Origin of the sequence: Streptomyces sp. NBC_01314 (assembly GCF_041435215.1) — a bacterium.
In the GTDB taxonomy this organism is placed as follows: domain Bacteria; phylum Actinomycetota; class Actinomycetes; order Streptomycetales; family Streptomycetaceae; genus Streptomyces.
Genome location: NZ_CP108394.1, coordinates 5,273,544 through 5,298,634 on the forward strand (window position 1 = coordinate 5,273,544; position 25,091 = coordinate 5,298,634).

At 70.4% G+C, this 25,091-nt stretch carries 20 protein-coding genes and 2 pseudogenes; 6 read left to right on the forward strand and 16 right to left on the reverse strand.

The annotated features are described in order from the left end of the window. Positions 1-23: 23 nt before the first annotated feature. The 10 genes from OG622_RS23095 to OG622_RS23140 form a co-directional block, all read right to left on the reverse strand. Positions 24-1,631 carry a peptidoglycan-binding protein gene (locus OG622_RS23095; protein WP_371578533.1) on the reverse strand — a complete coding sequence of 536 codons (1,608 nt, stop codon included), beginning with the start codon at positions 1,629-1,631 and terminating at the stop codon, positions 24-26. Continuing rightward, on the reverse strand, positions 1,628-2,575 hold the full coding sequence (locus tag OG622_RS23100; protein WP_371578534.1) for a hypothetical protein: 948 nt from the start codon (positions 2,573-2,575) through the stop codon (positions 1,628-1,630). The genes OG622_RS23095 and OG622_RS23100 overlap by 4 nt, the downstream gene beginning before the upstream one ends. A gap of 80 nt (positions 2,576-2,655) precedes the next feature. Next, positions 2,656-3,486 carry a hypothetical protein gene (locus OG622_RS23105; protein ID WP_371578535.1) on the reverse strand — a complete coding sequence of 277 codons (831 nt, stop codon included), beginning with the start codon at positions 3,484-3,486 and terminating at the stop codon, positions 2,656-2,658. 2 nt (positions 3,487-3,488) lie between these two features. After that, entirely contained in the window at positions 3,489-4,103 is a 615-nt protein-coding gene (locus OG622_RS23110; RefSeq protein WP_371584181.1) for a SigE family RNA polymerase sigma factor, read from the reverse strand. Between the two features lie 739 nt (positions 4,104-4,842). Continuing rightward, positions 4,843-7,248, reverse strand: coding sequence for a SpoIIE family protein phosphatase (locus tag OG622_RS23115; protein ID WP_371584182.1), 2,406 nt, complete (start codon positions 7,246-7,248; stop codon positions 4,843-4,845). A gap of 38 nt (positions 7,249-7,286) precedes the next feature. Next, positions 7,287-7,997 (reverse strand): HD domain-containing protein, encoded by a 711-nt coding sequence (locus OG622_RS23120; RefSeq protein WP_371578536.1) that lies wholly within the window; start codon positions 7,995-7,997, stop codon positions 7,287-7,289. 25 nt (positions 7,998-8,022) lie between these two features. Next, complete coding sequence (locus OG622_RS23125) at positions 8,023-9,864, reverse strand: PEP-utilizing enzyme (RefSeq protein WP_371578537.1); 1,842 nt, start codon at positions 9,862-9,864, stop codon at positions 8,023-8,025. Between the two features lie 51 nt (positions 9,865-9,915). Further along, entirely contained in the window at positions 9,916-10,998 is a 1,083-nt protein-coding gene (locus OG622_RS23130; protein WP_371578538.1) for a PEP/pyruvate-binding domain-containing protein, read from the reverse strand. A 48-nt stretch (positions 10,999-11,046) separates the two neighbouring features. Further along, the gene (locus tag OG622_RS23135) at positions 11,047-11,577 is read right to left on the reverse strand and encodes a caspase family protein (RefSeq protein WP_371578539.1); all 531 of its coding nucleotides are present in this window, start codon (positions 11,575-11,577) and stop codon (positions 11,047-11,049) included. Beyond that, on the reverse strand, positions 11,577-11,957 hold the full coding sequence (locus OG622_RS23140) for a hypothetical protein (protein WP_371578540.1): 381 nt from the start codon (positions 11,955-11,957) through the stop codon (positions 11,577-11,579). The genes OG622_RS23135 and OG622_RS23140 overlap by 1 nt, the downstream gene beginning before the upstream one ends. Positions 11,958-12,215: 258 nt before the next feature. Between OG622_RS23140 and OG622_RS23145 the strand changes: the two genes are divergently transcribed. Then, positions 12,216-13,973, forward strand: coding sequence for a SpoIIE family protein phosphatase (locus OG622_RS23145; protein WP_371578541.1), 1,758 nt, complete (start codon positions 12,216-12,218; stop codon positions 13,971-13,973). A gap of 173 nt (positions 13,974-14,146) precedes the next feature. Here OG622_RS23145 and OG622_RS23150 read toward each other — a convergent pair. Together OG622_RS23150 and OG622_RS23155 are read right to left on the reverse strand one after the other, a co-directional pair. Next, a pseudogene (locus tag OG622_RS23150) lies at positions 14,147-14,393 on the reverse strand (hypothetical protein); the annotation flags it as partial. Beyond that, positions 14,379-14,573: pseudogene (locus OG622_RS23155) on the reverse strand (site-specific integrase); the annotation flags it as partial. The pseudogenes OG622_RS23150 and OG622_RS23155, both read right to left, overlap by 15 nt. Before the next feature lie 928 nt (positions 14,574-15,501). Between OG622_RS23155 and OG622_RS23160 the strand changes: the two are divergent. After that, positions 15,502-16,743: a PP2C family protein-serine/threonine phosphatase gene (locus OG622_RS23160; RefSeq protein ID WP_371578542.1), complete on the forward strand. Its 1,242-nt coding sequence runs from the start codon at positions 15,502-15,504 to the stop codon at positions 16,741-16,743. Positions 16,744-17,174: 431 nt separating this feature from the next. Here the strand turns inward: OG622_RS23160 and OG622_RS23165 are convergent, their stop codons facing one another. The 3 genes from OG622_RS23165 to OG622_RS23175 form a co-directional block, all read right to left on the reverse strand. Continuing rightward, positions 17,175-17,969: a hemolysin III family protein gene (locus OG622_RS23165; RefSeq protein WP_371578543.1), complete on the reverse strand. Its 795-nt coding sequence runs from the start codon at positions 17,967-17,969 to the stop codon at positions 17,175-17,177. Between the two features lie 61 nt (positions 17,970-18,030). Next, a complete protein-coding gene (locus tag OG622_RS23170) occupies positions 18,031-18,363 on the reverse strand; it encodes a helix-turn-helix domain-containing protein (protein ID WP_371578544.1) in 333 nt (110 codons plus the stop codon). Between the two features lie 1,383 nt (positions 18,364-19,746). After that, entirely contained in the window at positions 19,747-20,631 is an 885-nt protein-coding gene (locus OG622_RS23175; RefSeq protein ID WP_371584183.1) for a helix-turn-helix transcriptional regulator, read from the reverse strand. A gap of 241 nt (positions 20,632-20,872) precedes the next feature. Here OG622_RS23175 and OG622_RS23180 point away from each other — a divergent pair, with 241 nt between their 5' ends. Both OG622_RS23180 and OG622_RS23185 read left to right on the forward strand, forming a co-directional pair. Next, positions 20,873-22,318 (forward strand): MFS transporter, encoded by a 1,446-nt coding sequence (locus OG622_RS23180; protein ID WP_371578545.1) that lies wholly within the window; start codon positions 20,873-20,875, stop codon positions 22,316-22,318. A 263-nt stretch (positions 22,319-22,581) separates the two neighbouring features. Then, positions 22,582-23,376, forward strand: a complete 795-nt coding sequence (locus OG622_RS23185; protein ID WP_371578546.1) for a calcium-binding protein — start codon at positions 22,582-22,584, stop codon at positions 23,374-23,376. Between the two features lie 199 nt (positions 23,377-23,575). Here OG622_RS23185 and OG622_RS23190 read toward each other — a convergent pair whose 3' ends face one another. Beyond that, the gene (locus OG622_RS23190) at positions 23,576-23,896 is read right to left on the reverse strand and encodes a carboxymuconolactone decarboxylase family protein (protein WP_371578547.1); all 321 of its coding nucleotides are present in this window, start codon (positions 23,894-23,896) and stop codon (positions 23,576-23,578) included. A gap of 307 nt (positions 23,897-24,203) precedes the next feature. Here OG622_RS23190 and OG622_RS23195 point away from each other — a divergent pair, with 307 nt between their 5' ends. Continuing rightward, positions 24,204-24,401, forward strand: a complete 198-nt coding sequence (locus OG622_RS23195) for a hypothetical protein (RefSeq protein WP_371584184.1) — start codon at positions 24,204-24,206, stop codon at positions 24,399-24,401. 188 nt (positions 24,402-24,589) lie between these two features. Then, the gene (locus tag OG622_RS23200; protein ID WP_371578548.1) at positions 24,590-25,072 is read left to right on the forward strand and encodes a hypothetical protein; all 483 of its coding nucleotides are present in this window, start codon (positions 24,590-24,592) and stop codon (positions 25,070-25,072) included. Positions 25,073-25,091: the final 19 nt, after the last annotated feature.

The window sequence follows — 25,091 nt, forward strand, 5'->3', positions numbered from 1 at the left end:
GGGGGCATAGGAGGGGCCGGGAGTCACTTGCCCACCACCACTCTGTCGCCCTGCTCGAGTGTGCCGTCGGCCGGCTTCACCTCTACGAGTCCTGCCGCGGAGAGCCCGACGGTCACGGAGACGTCGCGCACCCCGCCGTCGCGCTCGACCTGCACCCGGGCCTTTCCGTCGGCCGAGGTACGGATCGCGGCGAGCGGCACCGTCAGCACCTTGCCGTCCGAGGCGCCGACCCCGATGGTCACCTTCACCGAGGCTTCGGCCTGCCCGGCCAGCGGTCCCGGATCGGGGATGGAGATCCTCAACTGGACCGGACCCGGCGCGCCCGCCCCGGCGGCGCCGTCCGCACCGGACGTGTCGGCCGCATTGGCGTCGGCGGCGCCGCCGGACGCGTCCGAGGCTTCCGCGTCGCGGCCCTCCGATGCCGCTCCGGTGGCCGCCTCGCCGTCGCCGCCCGTCGTACCGGACGACACGGCGGCGGAACCGACCGCCTCCACCTTGCCCTTCACCTTCTCCCCGCCCGTCGTGGTCACGTCGACGGGCATACCGCGCCTCAGCAGTTCGGCGTCCTCACCCGGCACGGCCGCCTCCACGAGCAGCTCGGAGCCGGTCACGGTGCCGACCGGGCCCGAGGGGGCGTCGCCGGTCTTCACGGTCACCTTGTCCAGCCGTACGGGCAGCTCCGGGAAGAAGACGACCTCGCCGGCCGGGACCTTCGTCCCGTAGGTGGCCTGGAAGCTGCTGAGGGCGCTGTTCGCCATGTCCAGGGACTTCTGCGCGGACCTGAGCTGTATCTCCTGGACCTGCCGGTCGGTGCTGGACTGCGTGTCCGTACGAGTCCCCGAACCGGTCTCGGTACCGGCCTTGGCACCAGTGCCCGTACCAGTGCCCGCACCCGTCTCCGTGCCGGTGCTCGCCTTCCCGCCTGTCCCCGTCCCCGCTCCGGAGCCGGTGCCGCCGCCGGTGTCGGCACCGTCGCCGGCGCTCCCACTCCGCGTCGTGAGCAGCGCCTCCTGCGCGCTGGACACCGCCTGCTGGAGCTGGCCCAGTTGCTGCTGGTCCTCCGCGCTCGGCTGCTGGGCCTCGTACCCCTTGTTCCGGTACCAGTTGGTGACCGCCGAGGCGGTGCCCTGGCCGAAGGTGCCGCCGGCCGACCCGGGGTCGAACCCGAGCCGCCGCAACGCCTTCTGGAGCTGCTTCACGTCGTCACCGGTGGCTCCGGGGCCCATCACGCGGTACATCGGTACGGATCCGGAGAGCGCGAGCACCGGGCGGCCGTTGACCGTCATCAGTACGTCGCCCTCCTTGACCTTCGTACCGGCGACCGGTGCTTTGGTGACCCGCTGCTCCGCGCCCTCGCCGGCCGGGCTCGTGACCGCCCCGGTGCCGACGGAGCCGGCCAGCGAGAGCGGCCGGGGCGAGGTGAACGCCACCGTCCCGGTCGCCACCACGGTCGCGGTGAGCGAGCGCCGCTCCACCTCCACGGTCACCGGGCCGGCCTTCGGCGCGTTGTGCGAGGCGGCGGCGTCGGCGGGCGAGCGCACCTGCGTACCGGCGAACCAGCCCCCGGCGCCGACCAGCACCACGGCGCCGACCATGGCGCCCAGCTGTCGGCGGCTGCCGAGTCGCTTCACGCGCCGTCACCCCAGTACGGGTTGGCCTTCTCCTTGGGGAAGTACGCCGCGCGGAACTTCTTGCCGCACTCCAGGTCCTTCAGAGCAATGTCGATGTCCGCGGTGAGCAGCGGCATCGCCAGCTCCTTGGTCCACTTGCTCCTGTCCTCCGGGAGCTTGTTGGTGAGGTCGACCCGCACCATGTAGGCCATGCCGGTCGGCTGGGTGGTGGAGACCGGGATGCCCTGCCCCCTCAGACAGGTGGCGTACTGCTGGGCAAGCTGCACCAGTTGGGTGTCGCCGTTGAGCGCCAGCCCGTTCTGGCGGTTCTCCTCGGTCTTGGCGTTCTGCTTCTTCTTCTCCGCCGCGGCGCTCAACGGCGCCCCGTACGCGGCGGTGTTCCCCTCAAGGGTGCAGCCGGCGTCCTTCTCCTCCCCCTTGTTCTTGGCCGCGGGCCCGTACAGCGCGTCCTCGTACGCCTTCATCTGTGCCGGGGTCAGTCCCTTGGTGTCGTCGTCCACGGGGTCGAGGGTCTTTCCGCCGACCTTGCCGCCCGCGTTGCTGAAGGGGACGTTCGGGTCGTCGGGGTAGGCGGCCGCCGCGTAGGTCCCGAAGCCGTACTTCTGGCGGTACTTCTTCGCCGCCGCGTAGTCCTCGCCGTCGCCGTCGGTGTTGACGTCGGCAGGGGGCGTCTCTGACGCGTGCGGTGTGTAGGTGAACCCCTCCTTCTTCATGCAGGCGGCGATGGCGTTCTCCCGGATGTACTCCTTCTTGGCCTCGGCGTTCACGCCCTCCGGGATGTTGAGCTGCACGGCACCGTCGACGTTCTTCGTGCCGCCGCCCGCCGCGGAACTCCCGCTGTTCTTGCCGTCCTCGTCGCCCGAACCGCCGCAGGCGGCCAGCAGGGGGAGCATGCCGACCGCGAGGGTCGTGATCAGGTAACTGCGCAGGGTATTTTTGGACATGCCCATGTCACCTCTCCATTCAGGTCGGGTTCTGTTCTTGCCTGGTCGGGTTCTGTTCTTGCCCGTCGGTTACGGACCTGTCAGCCGCCGGTCTCCTTGACGGCGTCGAAGAGCCGGGGGTCGGTGGCCAGCCGGTACAGCGTCTGGCGGACCGAATCCGAGTACTCCTGGCCGCGCCTGCGGTTCTCGCCGGTCTCGCTCGCGATCGCCTGCACGGTCCAGCCGCCCGAGGTCACGTAGGCGACGCCCATCGCGTAGGCGTCGCTCGCGTCGCTCTTCGGTTCGGGCAGCTCCTGCTGGCGCACGTAGTACTCCACCAGGTTGTCTCCCTCTTTCCTCGGGACGACCGCGCACTTCGTCAGCCGGCCGCCCCACGGGGTCGTGAGGGTGCGGCCGACTCCGTCCCGGCACTCCACGGCGCCCGACGGGAGCAGGGACTGACCGGTTGTGGACCGCTCGACCGACACGTACAGATAGCTCGGACGGCCGGACGCGTCGACCCAGCGGAAATAGCGCCGCGCCCCGTCCGGACGCTTCGGATCCGCCGGTTCGACCGTGCCGGCCTCCGCCGTGACGACCGATCGCAGCAGCCCCAGCGAGGGGTACCAGACCGTCGGCTCCGCGGCGGGCGGCGCGGGCGTACGTTCCACCGGCGACGGGATCACGGCGGACCCCCCGACGAACACGGCCGCGACCGCCGCCACGGCGCTCAGCGCCACCCCGATCCTGCGCCGACGGCGGATCCGCCTGCCGCGCACGGTCGCGCCCGGCACCAGATCCGGCATCGGCGGCTCCGCGTCAGGACTCAGCCTGCCCAACGCGTCGACGAGGGCGAACTCGTACGCGTCCTCGCTCCCGTTTCCGTGCCCGCTCCTGTTCCCGTGCCCGCCGGCGCCGGACTCCCCAGCCATGCTCACCACCCCGCCCTCAGATATCCGCTGCCCGAGTCCATACCCGCACCGCCACCGCCATTGCTGCCACCACCGCTTCCGGGTGGCGACGGTGCCAGCGGTGTGTCGCCCAGGATCCGGCGCAGTGCGGCCAGCCCCCGGGAGGTCTGGCTCTTCACCGTGCCGACACTGCACCCCAGCGCCGTCGCGGTCGCCTCCACGCTCTGGTCCTCCCAGAACCGCAGCACCAGCACCGCCCGGCTGCGCGCGGGCACCTGCCGCAGCGCGGCCAGCAGCGTCAGCCGAAGCTCCGGGTCCTGCGCCGGTGCCGCGACGTCGAACTCGTACGCTCTCGGCCGCTCCCACCAGCGCCGCCGCCGGGTCTCGTCCACGAAGGTCCGGAACAGCACCTTGCGGGCGTAGCCGTCGGGGCTGTCCAGCCGCACCCGGCGCCACGCCGCGTAGAGCTTCGCGAGCGCCGTCTGCGTCAGGTCCTCGGCCAAGTGCCAGTCACCGCACAGCAGATAGGCCGTACGGCGCAGTTGCGCCTGGCGACTGCGCGCGAACTCGTCGAAGTCGAGCCCGACTTCGACCGCGCCGCCGGTGTCGGAGACGTCCTGTTCGTCCGGTGTCCGGATCACAGGCCCCCTCCGCCCGGCACCGCAGCGGTGCGCGGTGAGAAGTGCTTCATGCCGTACTTACGGACCGGGCGGCCCGGGAGGTTGTCACGGATCCAAGAAAAAGTTTCGCGAACTCGCGAACTTGTGCTCTCGCGAACTCGCGAACTCGCGCTCTCGGCACGTGCGTTCAGGTACGGCGCTTCGCCGCGTCGTAGTCCTCCCGCGCCTTCTCCACCCGGTCCATCCGGTCGTTGGTCCACAGCGCCAGCCTCACCTTGTGCGAGATTCCGTGCCCTCCGCATGCCCGTAGGGGCGGAAACCCACGGTCAACAGCGGTGCGATCCGACCCACACGACCACCACAAGGTTCAGTTATCCATGCTGGTCAGAGCTGCAGAGCCCGCCCAAGCGCCGTAGCTTCCCAAGCTGAGAGTGCGAGTTCGATTCTCGTCACCCGCTCCATGATGAAACCCCAGGTCAGCGACCTGGGGTTTGTGTTTTCCCGAAGGTTGTCCAGCAAGTTCCGGCCCGTCAGGCGCACGAAGATCGGGCACGCGGAGGGCACGGGTTCCGGACGGCAGCTGTACGCGCAACGCCTCCAGCCTCGGAAGCCCGGCTTGACGGATCTCTGTGACCGTCCGGTCCGGCGAGGAGCGAACCAGCGCGACAGCATCTCGCTTGAACTCCTCGGTGTACCTGTCGCTCATCTTGCTCTTGCCTGCCACCTGGCTCTGCTCTCCCTCCGGCTGCGGCCCGAGTCATGCCGCCTCGACCGACTCCGGCCCGACCGAACCCACCTCGGTCGGCAGGGCCTGCTCGCACCAGATCGTCTTGCCCGTCGAGGTCTGGCGTGTCCCCCACCTCTGCGTCAGCTGTGCGACCAGCGGCAGGCCTCGGCCCCCTTCGTCGAACACCCGCGCCCGCCGCATGTGCGGCGCGGCACTGTTCGCGTCCGAGACCTCGCAGGTCAGCACGTAGTCATGGATCAGCCGCAACTGGATCGGGGGCACCCCGTACCGGATGGCGTTGGTCACCAGCTCACTGACCACCAGTTCGGTCACGAACGCCGCCTCCTCCAGACCCCAGGACACCACCCTGCGCACGCTCTCCGAACGCACCCGCGACACGGCCGCCGCGTCCGCCGTCACATCCCACGCCGCGACCCGCCGCCCGTCCAGCGCCCGAGTCCGCACCAGCAACAAGGCCGCGTCATCGACGGGTCCGTCCGGCAGCGCCGTCTTCACCACGTGTTCGCACACGTCCTCCAGCGAGTCGGCGGGCGCGGTCAGTGCTGTTCGCAGCGCCTCCAGGCCCGCGTCCAGGTCGTGCTTCCGGGACTCGACCAGGCCGTCGGTGTACAGCGCCAGCAGACTCCCCGGCGACAGCGCCACCTCCACCGACTCGAACGGCACACCTCCCAGGCCGAGCGGCGGTCCGGCCGGGAGTTCCAGGAAACCGGCCGCCCCGTCGGGTGCCACCAGAACCGGTGCCGGATGACCGGCCCGGGCCAGCGAACACCGCCGCGACACCGGGTCGTACACCGCGTACAGACACGTCGCGCCGATGTCCGCCGCCGTATCGCCGTCCCGGTCACGCCCCGACTCCTCGGACAGCTGGATCACCAGGTCGTCCAGTCGGGTCAGCAGTTCGTCCGGGGTCGGATCGACGTCCGCGAGCGTACGCACGGCGGTCCGCAGCCGCCCCATCGCCGCCGCCGCGTGGATCCCGTGTCCCACCACGTCCCCGACCACCAGGGCCACCCGCTCACCCGACAGGCGGATCACGTCGTACCAGTCACCTCCCACTCCGATGCTCGGTGACGCGGGCAGATAGCGCGAGGCCACCTGCACCGCCGAGTGGTGCGGCAGCCGCTGCGGAAGCAGGCTTCGCTGAAGCGCGAGTGCCGCGGTCCGCTCCCGGGTGAACCGTCGCGCGTTGTCCAGACACACCGCCGCCCGGGCCACCAGGTCCTCGGCCAGGGCGAGGTCGTCGGGCTCGAAGGGCTCGGAGGTCTCGCGGGTCCGGCTGAGCATGACCACACCGAGCGTCGTTCCCCGGGCCCTGACCGGCAGCAGCATCCACGAGTGCGTCCCGAACCGGGCGATCTTCGCCTGCCGGGCCGGGCTCAGGGCCGCCCAGGCGCGGATCACCGGGTCCTCGGTCCGGTACATCGCCGAGCTTCCGCCGGCCAGGCACAGCGCCGCGGGTGAGTCGGCGAGGTACACGTCGGAGTCGCCGGCTGTGGTCTGCGCCTCCAGGACGCCCTCGAACAGGTTCAGCTCCGCGATCCGGCGCAGCCGGACGGCCCCGGCGATCGGCCCGGGAGCCGGTTCGTCTCCCCTGAGCAGGACCTCCAGCAGGTCGACGCGGGCGAAGTCGGCGAACCGGGGCACCACCACCTCGGTCAGCTCCCGGCCGGTCCGGGTCACGTCCAGGGTGGTGCCGATGCGGACGCTCGCGTCGTTCAGCAGGGCCAGGCGCTCTCGGTCGCGGCTGGCGCGGGTCACGTCCGTCACCGTGGTGCAGACGCCGAGCGTCTGGCCCCGATCGTCCAACAGCGGTGTCGTGGAGGCACTGAAGACCCGGGAGCCGCCCGAAGCCGCGAAGCTGCCCTTGATCTCGCCGACCTGCTCCTCACCTGTCAACAGGGCCAGCCGCATCCGCTCCTCCCACTCCACGGCGTCCGGGCCGGTCAGCACATCGGTGAGGCGGCGCCCGCGCCGTTCCTCGTCGGAGACTCCGCTGAGGCGGCGCATCCGGGCGCTCTGCCACACACAGCGCAGGTCGGTGTTGTAGACCGTGAGCGCCATCGGCGAGGCTTCGAGGGCCCAGGCGGACAACGCCTCCCACTCCCGGAGCGCGGACCCGGTCGGCGGCGGACCCACCACCAGGACCGAACCGGGCCCGGTTTCACACCCGGTCAGGTCGGCGGCCAGTGGATAGCGGGAGACCGGCAGTGTCAGAAGGCTGCCGTCCCTGTGCCGCACCGGGAGCACCAGGTGGCGTTCCTCGCGGCCCTCGGCCATCTCCAGATCCAGCTGCTCCGCGACCGGCTTCCCCACGGCCTCCGCGGCCGTGTGGCCCAGCAGGCGTTCCGCCCCTGGGCTCCATCCGGTGATCAGACCGCGCCGGTCGGTCACGACCAGTCCGAGGAGGTGCGACATGTCCACAGCACCCAGCGTGGCGCCCGCGATGTCCACAATCAACCTGTATGGCCATTGCTCGACGATGAGGCTCGGTCTCCGGGCCCCGGACGCTCCGAGCTGTGGTCGAGTCCTGCGCAGGCGGCCAGCGCCCGGCCGATCGCGCGGCCCGTCTCGGTGAGGAGCCGGTCGTAGGTGACGGACAGAACCAGTCGCAGCGTCTGCTCTGCGTCGAGGCAGAACCAGGAGCCGACAGTCCGCAGCCCGTGCGGGGTGAGCCGCCACAGCTTATCGGCGTCCTTGACCACCGCGTCGTCGGCGTTGAGGGCGTGCCGCCGGGTGTCGTGGCCGTCGACGATCTCCGTGATCCGCGCGGTGACGTCCGGCGGGTACCCGAGGTCGGTGAGGATGCGGTGGGCGATGACGGCGCCCTCGGTCTCGTGTCTGCGGACCGTCTCGGGGTCGTGGGAACCGGGGGCGATGGCGGGCAGGATGCGTGCCGGGTCGACGGTCTTCCAGCCGGTGTCGTGCAGCAGGATCGCGGGGAGCACCACGTCGGCGTGGGCCTGCGGCACCGCGGTCAGCAGCGCGCCCGCGAGGCCGTAGGCGTGGAGCGAGTGCGTGGCGTTGTCCCGCACGTCGAGATACGGCAGGGCCCGGTCCCAGATCTCCCGTTCGGTCCCGGTCAGGCGCACCAGCGCGGGCACCTCGTCCGCCGGGGGGATCAGCGACGGGGCGAGGTGGAGGGCGGGAAGCGGTGTGGGGGGCATGCCGGTCTCCTTTCGGTGCGCGCGCTCAGTCGAGGAGGGTGACGGTGCCGGCCGTGCCGTCGACCCGGATCCGTTGCCCCGTCCTGATACGGGTGGACGCCGACCCGGTCCCCGTCACAGCGGGCAGGGAGTACTCGCGGCAGACGATGGCGGCGTGCGACATCACCCCGCCTATGTCGGTCACCGTGGCCCGTATCCGGCCGAACACGGGGGCCCAGCTGGGCGCGGTGACCGGCGCGACGAGGATCTCCCCGTCCCGTACGAGGTCCAGCTCGGCGGGGCTGTGGACGATCCGGGCCGGGCCCTCCGCGCGTCCGGGTGAGGCGGCCAGGCCGATCAGGTCGCCGGTGGTGTGGGGGGCGGTCAGCCAGGACCGGACACGTTCGCTGGTGATGCCCCACAGCATGATGCTGAACGGTTCCGTGACGGCGGCGGGCGGCCGGTTCAGCGCTGGTTCCGGACGCCGGGACGCGAGGGCGCGCACGATCCGCCGCCTCCGTTCCACCTCGGGCGGCCAGTGGTCGGGGCCGATGGGCGCGCAGCCCCGCGCCCAGCCGGACGCGAAGTCGAACAACGCGCCGCGGGCCTCGTCGCGCGTGAGGTACAGCATGTCGTTCTCGCCGGGCCAGAAGCCCGCCCGGTGCAGGAGTGCCGACAACTGGCGGGTCTTGCGCCAGAAGACGCCCATGGACCAGTGCTCGATGTAGAAGTTGTGGTTCTCCACATACGGGTAGACCCGTCGGGCGAGCCGCAGTTTGGCCTCGAAGTCGGTGCGCTGGGCGGGGTCGAGCAGGGCGGCGTACTCGCCGGTGATCCGGTCTCGTTCCGCGACGAGTTCGGTCACGCGGCGGTCGACGTTCTCGCCCCGGCGCAGCCTCAGGACGTAGTCGCGGATGTAGCCGAGGGGCAGCGCGGGTTCGTCCCGCCAGTACCGGTCGTCCGCGTAGAAGCCGTTGCCGGAGGTGAAGTTGAACCACGGGTCGCGGGCCGTCTTCCAGGCATCCAGCCAGTCCCGGCCCCTCGGCGCCGACGCGACCGTGTCGAGGGTCTCCTGTCCGGGGCCGGGGACAGGGCCGGTCAGCAGGTGGTCCAGGTCCAGTTCGACGGCGAGTTTCGCAAGTCGTTTCAATTCGTCGTCCGGGCGGAACAGTTCCATGTCCACGCCTTGGACCATGATCGCGACGGCCTGGTCGGGGATGCCGGGGAACCACTGCCCGCACGCCTGGAAGAGGTCCAGGTAGGCCGCGTAGCCGAGGTTGAGGAACTCGAAGTGGTGCTGCCAGGCCCGGTGGCACAGCGCCAGGAGCCTGTCGTATCCGCCGAGCAGGGCGTCGGTCGCGTCCAGGCCGGTGCCGCGTTCGATCTCCTCGTACGGCTGGGCGTCGGGCAGTTCGGTGAACCGGAGCGCCTCCAGCTCCTGGATCGTGGCGAGGACCTTGCGCTTCCAGTTGTCCAGCAGCGCGTCCCAGTGTTCGAAGTAGTACCCGGCGCGCCGGAGGAACTCCGGTACCCTCGCCGCCGCCTCGTCCCGCTCCACCGTGACCGGGTTGTGGTAGACGTAACCTTGGTGGATGCGGCATTCAAGGCCGTTGGCGGGCGGCACGAGGAAGTACCGGGTGTTGAACTGGCCCAGGCACTTCGTGGACAGTTCGGGGCCGATCGTCTCGAACGGTTTGATCACCGTCGGCCAGTGCTGGCTGTCGCAGAACCAGAACTTCGCCTCCTCCAGGGCACGCCGCTCGGGCTGGAAGAGCACGTTGTACGGGTACAGACTCCGCCAGTCCTCGGCCCCCTCGGGCGCGGGCTGCTCGTAGGGGCTGGGGAAGCTCGTGCGCTGTCGGGACGGCGCGTGCTGCTGGATCGCCATACGAGGTCCCTTCATCGGGCCCGTGGTGGCCGGGCCCGGGGCTCGGGTCGCTCAGGTCGGGAGGGTCCCGAGTCCGAGCATGGTGTCGGCGATGCTGGAGACGCCCGCCCCGGGCACCACCTCGGCTCTCGCGCGTGGTCTGCGACTCCAGAACGTCTCGGGCCGCGTCTGGAGCAGCAGCACTCGGGGACCGCCGTCCGGGAGCGGGGCCGCGTCAACGGCGATGGCCCACTCGATGTCCTGCGGGTAGCCGTAGTGGCGCTCGACGCTCTTGGCCAGCGCGGCGACCGCGGTGAGCTCGGCGGGCCCCAGGCATGCCCTCCCCCGGCGGGCTTCCTCGACCGCCCGTCGTATGAGGCCGTGCCCGTCCGGAGCGAGGAGCAGTTCGTGGTGCTTCGGCGACAGGGTCGTCTTCACGGGGAGGAGCAGCACCTTGTCCACGACGTAGTTGTCGGGGGTCAGCTCGCCTGACATCACCGGTTCGCCGAGTCCCCAGGCAGCGTCGATGACGATCTTCGACGGGTCACCGTCGGCCGGGTTGAGGGTCAGAGCCACACCGGCCGTGCGGGCGTCGACCATTCTCTGCACACCCACCGCCATACTCAGCCCCCGCTCGGGCACCCCGCCCGCGGCGCGGTAGGTGATCGCCCGCGCCGTCCACAGACTCGTCCAGCAGCGGTGTACGGCGTCGACAACGGCGTCGGACCCGCGGACCCCCAGGTACGTGTCGTACTGCCCGGCGAAGCTGACGGTCGGCAGGTCCTCCATCTCGGCGCTCGACCGTACGGCCACCGGGACGTCCCCCTCCGCCCCGAGGACCCGGTAGGCCGCGATGACGGCCGTCGCGACCGGGGTCGGCACGGGCCGGTCGGTGATCAGTCCGCGGACCTCAGCGGCACGCCTCTCGGTGTCGGCCGTGTCGGAGAGGTCGAGCCCGGCGAGGACGGAGTCGATCTCCGCGCGAAGGCCGCCGCCGTCGAGAAGGGTGTCGAAGGCATCAGTGGTCACCGCGAACCCGGGCGGCACCGGTACCCCGCGGCCGGTCATCGCCAGCAGACCGGCGCATTTTCCCCCGACCCGGGCGGTGAACGGATCGGCACCGGAATCGAATGCGACGGTGTGCTGGTCGGTCATGGAAGGTCTCTCCGCACTGGTACGGCTGCACGGCATCCCCCACCGAGCTTACGGCGCCCTCTGCGGCGACGGCAGTCGGCGGACCGGTAAGCGTCGGCCCGGCATAGGCCCGGCGCCGGTCCGGCGTCGCGACGGTGGCCGGCAGACGGGACCGCGCGGCGTCGTACGGGCGGACGCCTGGGCGAAGTCGCACGGGTCCGCGGCGAAGTCGTCCACGATCTCGTGGCGGAGCAAGTCGTAGTCGACGGACCGGTACAGCCTTCGGGGATCCGATCCGGGAAGGGCCAGATACAGGTCGGCGTTCGGCGACAGCAGCCCATGGCCTGCGAAGTAGACGACAAGGGCGTCCTCTGCCCGAGCCGCGGCCTCATGGACGGCGTCCAGGACCTCCTGCCCGGACTGGGGATCGTGCAGAGCCACACAGTGACTGGCGGGCAGCCCCCACACCCTGGGATCCGTGAACAGCGAGGCAAGCCGCTCGACGTTGTTGCGCACGGCCGGCAGGTCGGCGAGAAACAGGTAGCTCCGCACTCCGATCAACACCGCACGGGACCTGGTCGGGTCGGGCAGACCTGTCATCACCCGGCTCCAGGAGCACCTGGCTCCCCGGGCCCGCCGCGCGGCAGAGAGTCCAGCATTTCCACGATTCTGCGGATCGATTCTTCCGACCCGTCCCGCACCGTGACAGAGACTCCGGCGCTCGAGACGGTCACCGCGGGAGCCGCAGGGCGGGCAGCGCGCCATGTGGCATACGCAAGTGCGAGATTCAGCGCCGCGAACGTCTGGCCCAGCACCAGGTCGATGACCTCGACCGCGTCCATGGTCCCGCTCGGGTGCGCAGGAGGCGCCAGCCGTACCTGCGCGTGACGTCGGACGTCGTCGTCCTGCCGCAGCCATCGGTGCAGGTCGAGGAGTACCGCGCCGCTTTGGTCCGCCGGAACACCGATCTCGATCCGCATGTGCGTGCCCTTCTGCACCGTAGGACTGACCCGACTGCAGAAAGAACGAACTGCGGCCGGCCACGAAACGGCCGGCAACCATGCGGGCCCCGATGCTCGGACACCACCCCGCTGTCCAGCTCCCCGGCCTCCCCGACACAGAAGTCTTCCCCAGACCGACATCCCTCGGTGAGCCGGCCTGCGGATGCGGCGCATGGTCGCCTGAGCGAAACTGAAGCAAGGCATGACCTCGTCAGGGGCACGTGAGGAGGGTCCGGCGTGGGCTTCGACCGGCTTCCGCTCAAGTGGCTCTTCGCAGGCCCTGAGGACGTGCTGCTGTCCGCCGTGGCAGATGCGCCCGGTGATGTGGTGGAACAGGCCCGCGAGTACCGGATCATGCGCAACGTCCTGGACGGTACGCCTGCCGCGGTGGCGGTTCTGGACAACCAACTGCGCTACCGGTACGTCAACGCCGCCATGGCACGGATGAGCGGGGTGCCTCCCTCGGCGTTCCACGGCCGGACCATGGCCGAAGTGCTGCCGGGCATCCACCGCTCAGAGGAGATCCTGCACATGGTCCTGGACGACGGACGGCCCCGCGAGCTGTCCGTCACGGGGATGACACTGGTCAGTTCGCCGTTCCGGCACAGACAGTGGAGCGCGGTCTACCACCGACTGGAGGACGACGGGCAAGTGCTCGGCCTGTGCGGCGTCGCGGTGGAGGTGAGCGGGCTGCGCCAGTACATGGACGATCTGGAGCAGGCTCATCAGCGACTGGCGCTGCTGGACACGGCTGCCACACGGATCGGCACCACGCTCTGTGTCGAGGAGACCTGTACCGAGTTGGCTGATTTCGTCGTGCCGAGCCTGGCCGACACGGCGTGCGTGTGCACGCTGGAGGAGGAGTCCCTGGACGCCCCGCCCCCGGCTCCGGGTGTCGTACGACTGCGCATCACCGCCTCTGCGGGAGGCCCGGGCGTCGTACACCGCCTCGGGCTGATGGGCAGGGCTGGGGACTACTTCGACGTCCCCCGTGACTCACGGACTCGGAAGTGCCTGGACACCGGTCGCCCGTGGGTGGGGAACCTCGTCACGGACGACGTGTTGCTGAGGATGGTGCGGACCCAGTCCAACGTGGAAGGGATCCGCGCCGCGGAGATCCACTCCCTTCTCATGGTGCCGCTGCCGACCAAGGGGCATCCGGTCGGCGTCCTCTACCTGTCCAGGGCCGGGGACTCGGCACCGTTCACGGACGAGGATGTGATCGTGGCGCAGGATCTCGCCGCCCGGGCCGCCGTCGCCATCGACAACGCCCGGCAGTACTCCTTCGAGCACGCAATGGCCCTGGAGTTGCAGCGCGCACTGCTGTCGGAACCCGGCAGCCCTCATCCGAACATCGAGGTCGCCTGCCGGTACCTGCCTGCGGGGCGGCACGCACTCGTCGGCGGGGACTGGTGCGACTCGATCGCCCTGCCGTCGGGGCACACCCTCCAGGTCATGGGTGATGTGATGGGCCACGGCTTCACAGCGGCCGTCGCCATGAGCCACTACCGCTCGCTGTTGCGCACCCTCGCCGTCTCCGGCGCCCCGGTCTCGCGAATCCTGGAGGAGGCCGACCACCGGGTGGCGAACATCGGCGTCGACCGGGTCGCCACCTGTCTGCTGGCTCTCGTCGATCCCGGCTCCGGCATGTGCACGATCTCCAGTGCGGGCCACCCTCCGCCGGTGCTGTTGCGCCGACAGGGCCGTACCGATCTGATACCGGTCCCGGCGGGCCCGCCCTTGGGGACCGATCTGGGAGGGCATGAGGCGTTGACCGTGCCCCTGCCACCCGGAGACGTACTCCTGCTGTACACCGACGGTCTGATCGAGCAGCGCCGGATGGACATCGACGCCTCGCTGCGGCGCCTGACCAGCCTCAACCTCAGCGTGGACGGCCCGCTGGAAGGCATGCTCGACACCCTCCTCGCGCGCCTGGTCCACGGACCCGCCGAGGACGACGTCACCCTGCTCGCCGCCCGCATGCGAACGTCTTGACACGAGACGCAAGGGAAGAGACCTCTGACCGCCCAAGCGCCGTCGCTTCCCAAGCTGAGAGTGCGAGTTCGATTCTCGTCACCCGCTCCATTCGTGGTGCTTCGCACGCTCGGCCCGCCCAGGTCATCGAGCCCGGCGGCGGTCTCCCGTTCACCAGGTCGGTCACGGCGATCGCCCGCCTGTGCCTTCGCGCAGGCACCCGGAGCCACGACGGTGACCCGGTAGGCGATGCCGTGCCGCGGATGGCCGTTGCACACGCTCTCCCACGGCCGGGCGATCAGCCCCGGCCCGGCAGCGAGACGGGAGCACCGACCGTCAGCCCGTCGGTCACCCCGCTCTCGGGGATGGTGACCTGGATCAGGGACGGCTCGTCTTTGTCGATGAAGACGAGCCGACCGTCATCAGTACCTCAGCGTCGATCCCCTGCGCCAGCCTCCGCTGGTGTTTCGCCGTCGAGTGCTGATAGATCAGCTGGGCCCGCTCCGAGAACTGGCCGGCGCGGACCATCAGGTCCTTCAGCTTGGCGCCGGTGTCGGCGGCCAAGGTGTTGCCGGTGTGCCGGAGGTCGTAGAAGCGGAAGTTGTCCGGCATGCCGCGGTCCGGCCGACGCAGGCGTAACGCGTCCACGGCGGACGGTGTGCCTCCGTCACCGAGCGGCGACTGCTCCCGTCCGGGCAAGGCCGTCACGGCGCGCCGCCCGCGCCAAGGGGAATCCACCGCGGGCGCGCTCCGGCGGCATGGACGAGCGAAGCAGGAATCCTCGCACGGCCGTCCAGGAACGGCCGTGGTGGAGACCGTGATGTGTTCAGTGTGCCGCGAGAACCGCGAAACACCGGATGCCCGAAACGTGCACCAGGCATAGCATGAAAGCGGGTCGGCACACTCTCATGTGCGACCGGCCCGGAAGGGCGACCCCGGTGTGTATACGCCGGGGTCGTTGAAGCACGGCGGACGCGGCCGGCCCATAGCACGGCGTGATCGTTCCACCGATGTCCGGAGTGGCGCGACCACGACGTCGTGGAGCCGAAGGGGCCCAGGATCGGCACTCCGGTAGCGGTCTACCCACACCGCTACCGACCAGCCGGTGATGGCCACCGTCGGCCCCTTGGATCAAGACCGGTAGCCCGACCCGGCCCGCTGACCGGCCCGGCCTCCCCCTGTCTCCCGTCGCCCCAATCTCCCCTGTGCGAAACGGCATTTGGGGGCGACATGCTGCCCATGGCGTAATCGGCTCGTGGGACCGGTCGGCGGTGCGAGCCTGTGGCGGTCGAGTGCGTCGCCCCACGCTGATCGCAGTTGTCTGCTGGTGGGTCCGAGAGGGACGGGGGTGTGCGTCGCGTCGGACACCGCATCCGGATACGTGGTCGGTGTGCCGGGAACGGCGCCGGTGTCGGCGCCGTTCCCGGCACCGCACCGCACCGGCTGCGGTGGGACGAGGCCTGGGCACCGGGCCGCCTGGCGAACACCGCGTGGACGAAGCCACCCCGATGGGTTCCCCATGCCAGGGGACGAAGGGACGCAGACAGCGATGACGGACCGTGGGCGTAGGCCGGACAGGGTCGGGGTGGACCGGTCGGAGGGATTCGGCGAACGGCTGCTGGGTGTGCTGCTGGACCGCGCCCACGAGATGCCGCCCGAGTTGATCGCCCCGCTCGTCGCGGAAGAGGTGGCCAGGGTCGGGGGGCGGGAGGTCTCCATCCTCCTGCAGGACTACGAGCAGGTGCTGCTGGTGCCGCTGCCGGGCCGACGGCTGAAGGTCGGCGGCCCCGAGCCGGTCGACGGCTCCCCCGCCGGCGAGGCGTTCCTTGGCCGCAGAACGGTGGAGGTGCCGAGGGACGGCAGTGTGCGGATGTACCTGCCGCTGCTGGACGGAAGCGACCAGATCGGGGTGATGGCCGTCACCCTGGACCGCGTCGATGACGACGACCGGCGGCTGCTCCGCAGACTCGGCGGTCTGGTCGCGGACATGATCGTCACCAAGGACGCCTACACCGACCAGTTCTTCCAGGCCCGCCGCAGCGCCCCGATGAGCGTGGCCGCGGAGATCCAGTGGTCGTTGCTGCCCCCACTGTCGATGACGATTCCGCAGGTCGAGGTGGCCGGGATCCTGGAGCCCGCCTACGACGTGGCCGGCGACAGCTTCGACTACGCCCTCAACGGCGACATCCTGCACATGGCCATGATCGACGCGATGGGCCATGGGCTCGACGCGGCGACCATGGCAACGGTGGCCATCGGCGCCTATCGCCACACGCGACGGGCCCATACCGATCTGTCCCAGGTGTACGCGTTCATGGACAGGGCCATCAACGAGCAGTTCGGCCCCGACCACTTCGTCACCGCGCAGATGATGATCCTCGATATCGCCACGGGCCGACTGCAGTGGGTCAACGCCGGGCATCCGGCCCCGTTCCTGATCCGGGACCGCGCCGTGGTGGACCGGCTGGAGAGCCCGACCACGTTGCCGGTCGGCCTCGGCGGTGAGGAGCCGGTGGTCAGCGAGCGGATGCTGCGACGCGGCGACCGGTTGCTGTGCTTCACCGACGGCCTCATCGAGGAGCACCACACCGGCGGGGAACAGTTCGGAGAGGAACAGCTCGTCGAATGGACCAACCGGATCCTCCGCGACCGCACGGAGGTACGGGCGGTGGTGCGAGCGCTCTCCCACGCCCTGAAACACGAACGCGGCGGCACCACGACCGACGACGCGACCATCTTCCTCGTCGAGTGGCGAGGCGGCGACGCCGATCACCTCGCCACCCTCGACTGAGCGCGACGATGCACCGGCTCCCTCGCTGAAGCCTGCCGCCGACCTGGGGTTTCGCGCCCAAGGTCGCAAATACCGCGGGCGGCAGCCCTCGCCCGGTCGAGCGGGCCGCGCCTCCAGCCCGGGAAGCGCTCCCTCGTGGCGCCGAGCCGATGGCGGAATCGGGGGCGAGGCCGTCACGACGCACCGAACCGAGGCGGCGGGAACCCGATGTGATGGCGGTCAAGCGGACAGACGCGCGGCGATCTCCTGGGTGCGGAAAAGGCGGTGGCGGCGGATGAGACATGCCCTGGCCTGGCCGTCAGGCCGCGGTCGGTAGCCGTGGCCGGGCAGGACTTCATGGTCGTCGAACCGTTCGAGGTCCGCCAGTGACGTGAGGAACGGGTCGGGCCCGTGGGTCTGTGACGGAGACTTGGGCCTGCCTCCGCACACGGTCATGTGGCTGCCAGGAGGATGGCCGTGTAGTGCGCGGTGAAGGCGGCGATGGTGAGGGCGTGGAAGACCTCGTGGAAGCCGAACCAGGCCGGTGAGGGGTCGGGGCGCTTGAGTCCGTAGACGACGGCGCCCGCGGTGTAGAGCAGACCGCCGGCGATGACGAGTACGACGACCGCGGTGCCGCCGGCGCGTGCGAAGTCGGGCAGGTTGAAGACGGCGACCCAGCCCAGCGCGAGGTAGCACGGGGTGTACAGCCACCGGGGAGCCCCGATCCACAGGATGCGGAAGGCGATGCCGGCCAGGGCACCCGCCCACATCACGGCCAGCAGCACCCGCTGCTGCCCCGCGGGCAGCAGCAGTACCGCCAGCGGGGTGTAGGTGCCGGCGATGATCAGGAAGATGTTCGCGTGGTCCAGCCGCCGCAGGACCGCCTCCCCGCGCGGACCCCACGTTCCGCGGTGGTAGACCCCGCTGGTGCCGAACAGCAGACAGGCCGACAGCGCGTACACCGAGCAGGCCGCCACTGCCGCCGCCGAACGCGAGACGGCGATCAGGACGATGCCTCCGACCAGAGACAGGGGGAACACGCCGGCGTGCAGCCAGCCGCGCATCCTCGGCTTCAGCGCAGCCGCCGCGCGCTCCACCCCGCCTTCCAGGCCGACGGCGGCAGCCAGCCGGCCGGTTGGGCCGACAGGCGCATCGAACGCGGGGGTGCGCAGGGCGTCGGGAGTGGTGCCGGGGTGGGGCTGGGGATCGCGCCCGTGTTCCGGCGGCTGAGTGTCTTCGGCGATCATGCGCTCGTATTCTGAAATCGGCGGATCAGGTACGGCCTGGCCCGTCGCTGCGGGCTGCGGGTCAGATGCCGGCCGTGTGCCGGGAGGCGGCGCGACGGTATTCGGCGTTGATGCGCTGGGCTTCTTCGAGCTGGTCTTCGAGGATGATGATGCGGCAGGCGGCCTCGATGGGGGTCCCGTGGTCGACGAGTTCCCGGGCGCGTGCGGCGATCCGCAACTGGTAGCGGGAGTAGCGGCGATGTCCGCCCTCGGAGCGGAGCGGGGCGATGAGGCGGGCTTCGCCGAGGGCGCGGAGGAAGCTGGGGGTGGTGCCGAGCATCTCGGCAGCTCGACCCATGGTGTAGGCGGGGTAATCGTCGTCGTCGAGACGGCCGAAGGAATCGTCTGCTGTCATCTCACCTCTCTGTGGAACGCGTCGAGGGGCCCGGGTGCCGTACGGCACCCGGGCCCCGAAGGAACTGCTACACCATCTGCCGGCCCCAGTGCTGCGCCGGCCTTATGTGCCCGCCGACCCGACCGAGACGCTGTCGGGGGCGCGGGGATCGCGGTTGCTCGACCGGAGACCACCTCACTATCGATGTCCTGCGGTACCCGGGCTCAAGACGTCCGCCCGGGCGATCCTGATGGCGCTCGGCTCCTCCGTTCTTCCCTCTGAACCAATCACTTGCCAAACGGGAACTGCGTACTGCTAGGGGAACTGCGTACTGCTTGCACTGCTGGTACTGCGCACTGCTGGTGGCCTCGCGAAGCGCCACTCTTCGGCAGCCAGCCCCGTCGCCCGTCCTGCGTCCGCTCTGGCTTGGAACCCCACTGCCGAACCTCCCGGTGCGCGCGCCCGCAGCCGACGCCTTCACCGAGGTACTGCCCACTGATTTCACTGCTGGGTACTGCGAACCTTCACTTACGGGTACTGCCACTGCGGTACTGCTCATGGCGGCCCCTGATCACTGCGGGCCACCCGGTCCGGTCGTCAGCCCCGTCGCCGTCCTGCGACAACCCTGGCTTCGGAACTCCACCACCGCACCGTCCTGCGAACTGCAACTGCGCACTACTGCCCGGCAGTTCGTGTCTGCCGGGCCCTTCTGTCTCTCTGGGCTACGAGAGAAACCATAACCATGGGACCATCCAATGTCTACTTCAGCCACCATAGATTTTCGCGCGTTCGACGGTGAGGTAATCCCCCCTCGAACGGCGATGGAGGACTGGGCGCGGACGACGAGAGAGACCAGGGTGACCTGATGGACACGATGAGCGGCAACGTCACAACCGCCCGCTCTCCGCTACATCCGTCGCGGGCGGGCGCGGCAGCGCTCGGCACTTCCTCGAAGGTCTCGTACCGGCGACTGCGGTCGAGGCGGCCGACACCGTGGGGTCCTGATCGTTCGGAGCTCGTCGCCAACGCCCTGCATGACGGTGGCGGCGCACCTGCACCCTGGACCTGACCGCGCACCCGGGCAGCATCAAGGTGGCCCCGTGCACGACTGCAACCCGCAGGCGCCACGCATGCGCATCCCTGACCTGAACGGCGGCACCGGCGGCTTCGGGCCGGCCTGTGGTCAACCGCCTCGCCTGCGCCACCGCCGTGACCCCCCACGCGGTCGGTGGCAAGACCGTAGAACCCTCCTCGCCCGGTATCGCCAGGCGTAGGCGCCGAACCGGGCGACCGCGAGGGCCTTCCCCACAAGGCGACACCCGCCTACCCGTTCCACCACTACGGCAGGATCGACTCAGCGCCGGTGGGGCTGGAACCGCGCACGTGCGCTGGTATGCGTAAACGTCAGCGCCGTACCGCCGTCGGGTCCTGTGCCACCGGGGCCGTCACGCTGCCGAGGAGCCGCAGAGCGGCATCCGACGGCGAGTCGGGCTCGGCCGTGTAGGCGATGAGGCGCTGGCCAGAGGCGCCGGGTATGACGAGGTTCTCGAAGCTGAGGTCCATCGCCCCGACCAGCGGATGACGCAGGTGCTTCACCCCGGAGGTGCAGGTGCGCACCGGGTGGCGGGCCCAGCAAGAGGCGAACTCTGCGCTGTTCAGAGCGAGTTGGCCGACGAGCTCGGCGAGGGCGCGGTCATGGTGGTAGCGGCCGGCGACCAGGCGCAGGGAGGCCACGCCGAGTTGGGCCTCCTCGTTCCAGTTCGTGAACAGCTCCCGGTACTGCTCGTCCAGAAAGAGCATCCGGGTCAGGTTGGGGCGGGTGGCCGGGGTGTCGGGGCTCTCGGGCGCCAGATGTCCGGCGAGCAGCGCGTGCCCCATACGGTTCCAGGCGAGGACGTCGTTGTGCCGGTTCAGGACCAGGGCCGGCACGTCGCTCATGGCCGCCAGCAACTGCCGGGCCGAGGCGCCGGCGTGGGCCACCCGGGGCGGAGTCGGCCGGGACGAAGCGGCAGCGGGGCGGGCGAGGTCCTTCAGATGGGCCGTCTCGTCGTCGGAGAGGCGCAGCGTACGCGCTATCGCCTCCAGCACACCGTCGGAGGCGTTGGTGGCACGGCTCTGTTCGAGACGGGTGTAGTGGGTGATGCTGACCCCGGCCAGCACCGCCAACTCCTCACGGCGCAAACCGCTGACGCGGCGGCGGGTCGGGTGCGGGGTGATGCCGACGTCCTCGGGGCGCAGTGCGGCGCGACGCGACTTGAGGAAGTCTCCCAGCTCGGACCGGGCGTCCATCCATGCCTCCAGGTCGGCGGTGTGCGACAGGCCGTGGCCACCGACTTCCCATGATGCCCGCCCGCCCCGAAGGCCGGAGGCGGTAAGGGTGGTCATGTGCTGACTACCCTCACACCGACTGTGCGAGACAGGGTGCTGGCTGGGATTCCGGGTGTCGACGAGCCTCTTCTTCCGTAACCGCGCGTGACGCGACCGAGCGCGCGCCGGATGTCAGGAAACGTGAGGAAAGGGACTCGACGTCATGTCTGTCACTGATTCGGAGGCGGCCCGCACCGTCTCCGGCACCGCCGCCGGCACGGCCCCGGCGGCGCTCACCCCCCGGCTCCGCTTGATGCTGGTGCTGTTGCTCGCGGCCCAGTTCATGCTGGCCGTGGACTTCTCCATCCTGAACGTGGCGCTGCCGGTGATCGGTGAGGGACTGGGCTTCTCGCTGTCACATCTGCAGTGGATCGCCACATCGTTCGCGCTGTGCGCCGCGGGCTTCACCCTGCTGTTCGGCCGCGTCGCAGACCTGTTCGGCCGCCGCCGGCTGTTCCTCGGCGGCCTCCTCGTCCTGGGCGCGGCCTCGCTCGTGGGCGGCCTGGCGCAGAACCCCGAGGTACTGATCGCGGCCCGCGTCCTCCAGGGCCTGGCCACCGCCGCCGTCACCCCCGCCGGACTGTCGCTCCTGACGACCTCGTTCCCGGAGGGCCCGCTGCGCGAGAAGGCGCTCGGCCTCAACGGGGCGCTGATGTCGGCCGGCTTCACCACCGGCGCCGTCCTCGGCGGCCTGCTGACCGACCTGCTGTCGTGGCGCTGGGCGTTCTTCATCAATGTGCCCGTCGCCCTCGCCGTGCTCGTCATCGCCCCGACGGTCATCAAGGAGTCCCGCCCCGACGAGCGCCCCAAGCTGGACCTGCCCGGCGCCGTCAGCGTCACGCTCGGTCTGCTGGCCATCGTCTTCGGGCTCACCCAGGCGGGCGAGAAGGGGTGGGGCTCGGCCGAGGCCCTGTTGTCGCTGACCGTGGGTGCGGCCCTGTTGCTGGTGTTCTACGCCGTCGAGCGCAAGGTGTCCGCGCCGCTCGTACCGCTCGGAGTGCTCGGCAAACGGTCGGTGGCCTGGGGAAACATCGCCGGACTGATCGCGTTCCTCACCGAGACCTCCCTGGTCTTCCTGCTGACCCTCTACCTCCAGGAAGTGCTCGGCTTCTCGCCGCTCGCCGCCGGCCTGTCCTTCGGCGTGCTGGGCGTCGGCACGGTCGTCGGCGGCACGATCGCCCCGAAGGTCATCGGGCGGATCGGCAGCAGGTCGACGCTGATCACCGGCGGCATTCTGCAGACCGTCTTCACGGCCGCGCTGCTCGGCCTCGGCGACGACCGCTCATGGATGTGGCTGCTGCTGATCGGCACCTTCGTCGGCGGGGTAGGCAACATGCTCGTCATCGTGGGCTTCATGGTCACCGCCACCTCGGGCCTCGCCGATCACGAACAGGGTCTGGCCACCGGCCTCGCCACCATGACCCAGCAGGTCGGCATCACCATGGGCACGCCGCTCATGAGCGCCGTCGTCACCGCCGCCATGACCGGTGCCGGATCCCCGGCCGTCCTCGGCGGTCTGAAGGTCGCGATCGCGGTGAACGCCGCCATCGTGCTCCTCGGCACCCTCACCAGTGTTCTGTTCGTGCGCACCCGGTCGAGTACGCGGTAACGGCGGGCGGTACGAGCCGCCGGGCGTCGGCAGGCCGCACGCCACCGCCGTACGCCACCGCCGTACGCCTCGACGAACGGCGGCGCGAGGAGGCCGGCTGGGGGTTGTTGTGGTCTCGGCGAAGTGTGCTGCGGCACTGCTCGGCAACGGCCGCGGGGTGGTTGCCCCTCGGATGCGCCCCGGTCCCCGCCTACGTCTACAATCCGCACCCCCGTTCACCCCGCTGTCCTGAGCTGGTGCGGGGTCTGACCTGTGGGGGTTTCATGCGCAAGTTCGCCGTCGGCGTCCTGGTGCCGTGTGCAGTGGTGCTCTCGGCTCTGACCGCTCCGGTCGCCGGGGCCGCGCCCGGGGACGGGGACGGGGATCTGAAGATCACGAACGTGTCGGTCAACGGCGGCAAGTCCGTAGTGGTCGGCACCACGCAGACGAAGACTGTCGTCGTGGCGGTCACCGCCAAGGACAGCTCCGGCCTCAACGCGGCCTACGCCGACATCTGGAGCACAGCCACTGCCACGGGTTTCGGCTACCACAAGAACCTGGGCTGCAAGCCCGTCAACGCCACGACCGCCATCTGCTCGCTGAGCTTCGTCATGGACCCAGGGTCCGCAGCGGGCCGCGTCGGGCTGGAAAACGCTCAGGCAGGGGCCTGGAACACGTACCTGGAGGTCAGCTCCAAGGACCACGACGTCGTGACGCGGAACAACAAGGACAAGTTCTACGTCAGGCGATACGCCAAGCTCACGACCGATGCCTCGCCCGAACCGATTGCCAAGGGCAGAACCCTCACCGTCACCGGCAAGCTCAGCCGAGCCAACTGGGACGACAACGCTTATCACGGCTACGCCGGCCAGGCGGTGAAGCTGCAGTTCCGCAAAGCGGGCACCAGCACCTACACCACGGTCAAGACCATCAGCACCAGCCGCACCGGCACCCTGAGGACCACGGTCACCGCTTCCGCCGACGGCTACTGGCGCTATGCCTTCACGGGCACCACGACAACCGCCTCCATCAAGGCCGTCGGCGACTACGTCGACACAAGTCGGCGGACGTCGACGTAGTCGCCCGACGCGGTGGCGGGTGTGGTGGTGGATGTGCCGGCGCCAATAACCGTCCCTCGACGCCTTCGCCCCTGTCCACACGGCCCGAGCTGCGAGCCATGGAAGCCCTGGGGACGACCCTCCCGCTCTGTCTGCTCCTGTTCCGCCACGGCCTGCTACGTGCTGGAGCGCGGCGTCCAGAACAAGCGAGTGTCTCTTCTCAGCCCCGGGCCTCGGCGTCGGCGACCGCGATCGCGATGCCCAGCGCCTCGGCGATGTTGCCCGCCGCCGTCATCACACGTGCTGTGCCCACGATGGGGGCGATGGCGACCAGGACATCCTGCAGCTGGGCGGCGGTCAGGTTGGCTCGGAGGGCGGGGTCGATGTGGGCAACGTAGGAGATGGGGGGCGCGTCCGAGGCCGCGAGCGCGGCAATGCGAGTGAGGATGAGGGTGTCCGGGGGCAGACCGCAGCGCTCAAGAGAGTCGGCGGTCATGGCGGCGAGGGTGTCCAGGACAGGGGTGTCGGATGCAGTGGACATGCGGAATTGCCTCCTTGAGGCGCTGACAGCGCCGAGATGGGGTGCGGCGGAGACGGACGGAACAGGCATCCGCGGGCGATCCGCGGGCGCCACGCTCTGCCTCAACCGTAGAGGCGTTCCGGGCAGGACGCGCGGGGAGCCAAGTCGCCTCGACCGAGCCCACCCACTGAAAACGCTTTGCTCCGAGGGGCCCGTCGCCGGGCCGCGGGTCACCTGTACCGGGTGAGGCCCGAAGCGGCACGCAGGCGGACGATCGCAGGGAATGGTGCCGTCCGCCTGTCCCAGGGAGTCCGTGGGAGGACAGCTCGTGCGCTACGAGATCCGAGTCGAGGGACACCTGTCGGAGACGCTGGCCAAAGCCTTCCCGGAGCTGGGCCACGTGGTGATGTCCGGCCAGACCGTCCTGTTCGGCCCCGTCGTCGACGAGGCGCACCTGTACGGGCTGCTGGCACGCTGCCAGTCACTGGGACTGAGTGTCGTGGAGATGCGGCAGCTGCCGGAGTGACGGGGCGCACCGGGTGGCCGCGGGCCCCCGCCGGGACGGTCTGACACCGCACCCGCCACTCCTGCGGGCGCACCCGGACCCGTGCGGTCGCCTCCGTCCCCGGCCGACCCGGGCGGTCGCCTCCGTCCCCGGCCGACCCGGGCGGCGAACGGTGCAGCCGGGCGGCGCACCCACGGAAAGGAGCACCCATGAACCCGGCCGACGTCGTGCTGGTCATGGTCCGACGGGTCTGTCTGGACTCGGTCCCGCCCACGGCGCTGCCCACCGACGCGGCCGCGGCGATCCACGACACGTTCGTCCGGTCCCTGCGCGACAGCACGCGCACCCTGCTGGTCGTCTCGGTGATCACCGCAGTGGTCGCGTATCCGCACGGTCCCGGAAATCCCGCGCGCGCCGCCCGCACGACAGCGGAACGGGGCACGACGACCACCGGTTGGGCGCTTGATCGCGTGGGGGTGCGCACCGGCGCCACGGGGCGGTGGCCGTACGGCCATCGGAAGTGGACGACCACTGGTGTCATAGCGGCGGGAGCCCTGGCGCCGGTGCTCCGGAACCCTCCCTCGGTGGGGGCTGACGCGCTCGTCCTCTGTGTCGTCCTGCTCCTGGTGGCGGTCCTCGCGACCACCGCGCGTCCGGCGGCCGGGCGTGAGGAGCGGGCGGCGGCCCCGTGAGCCATGGCCAGGAAACCCA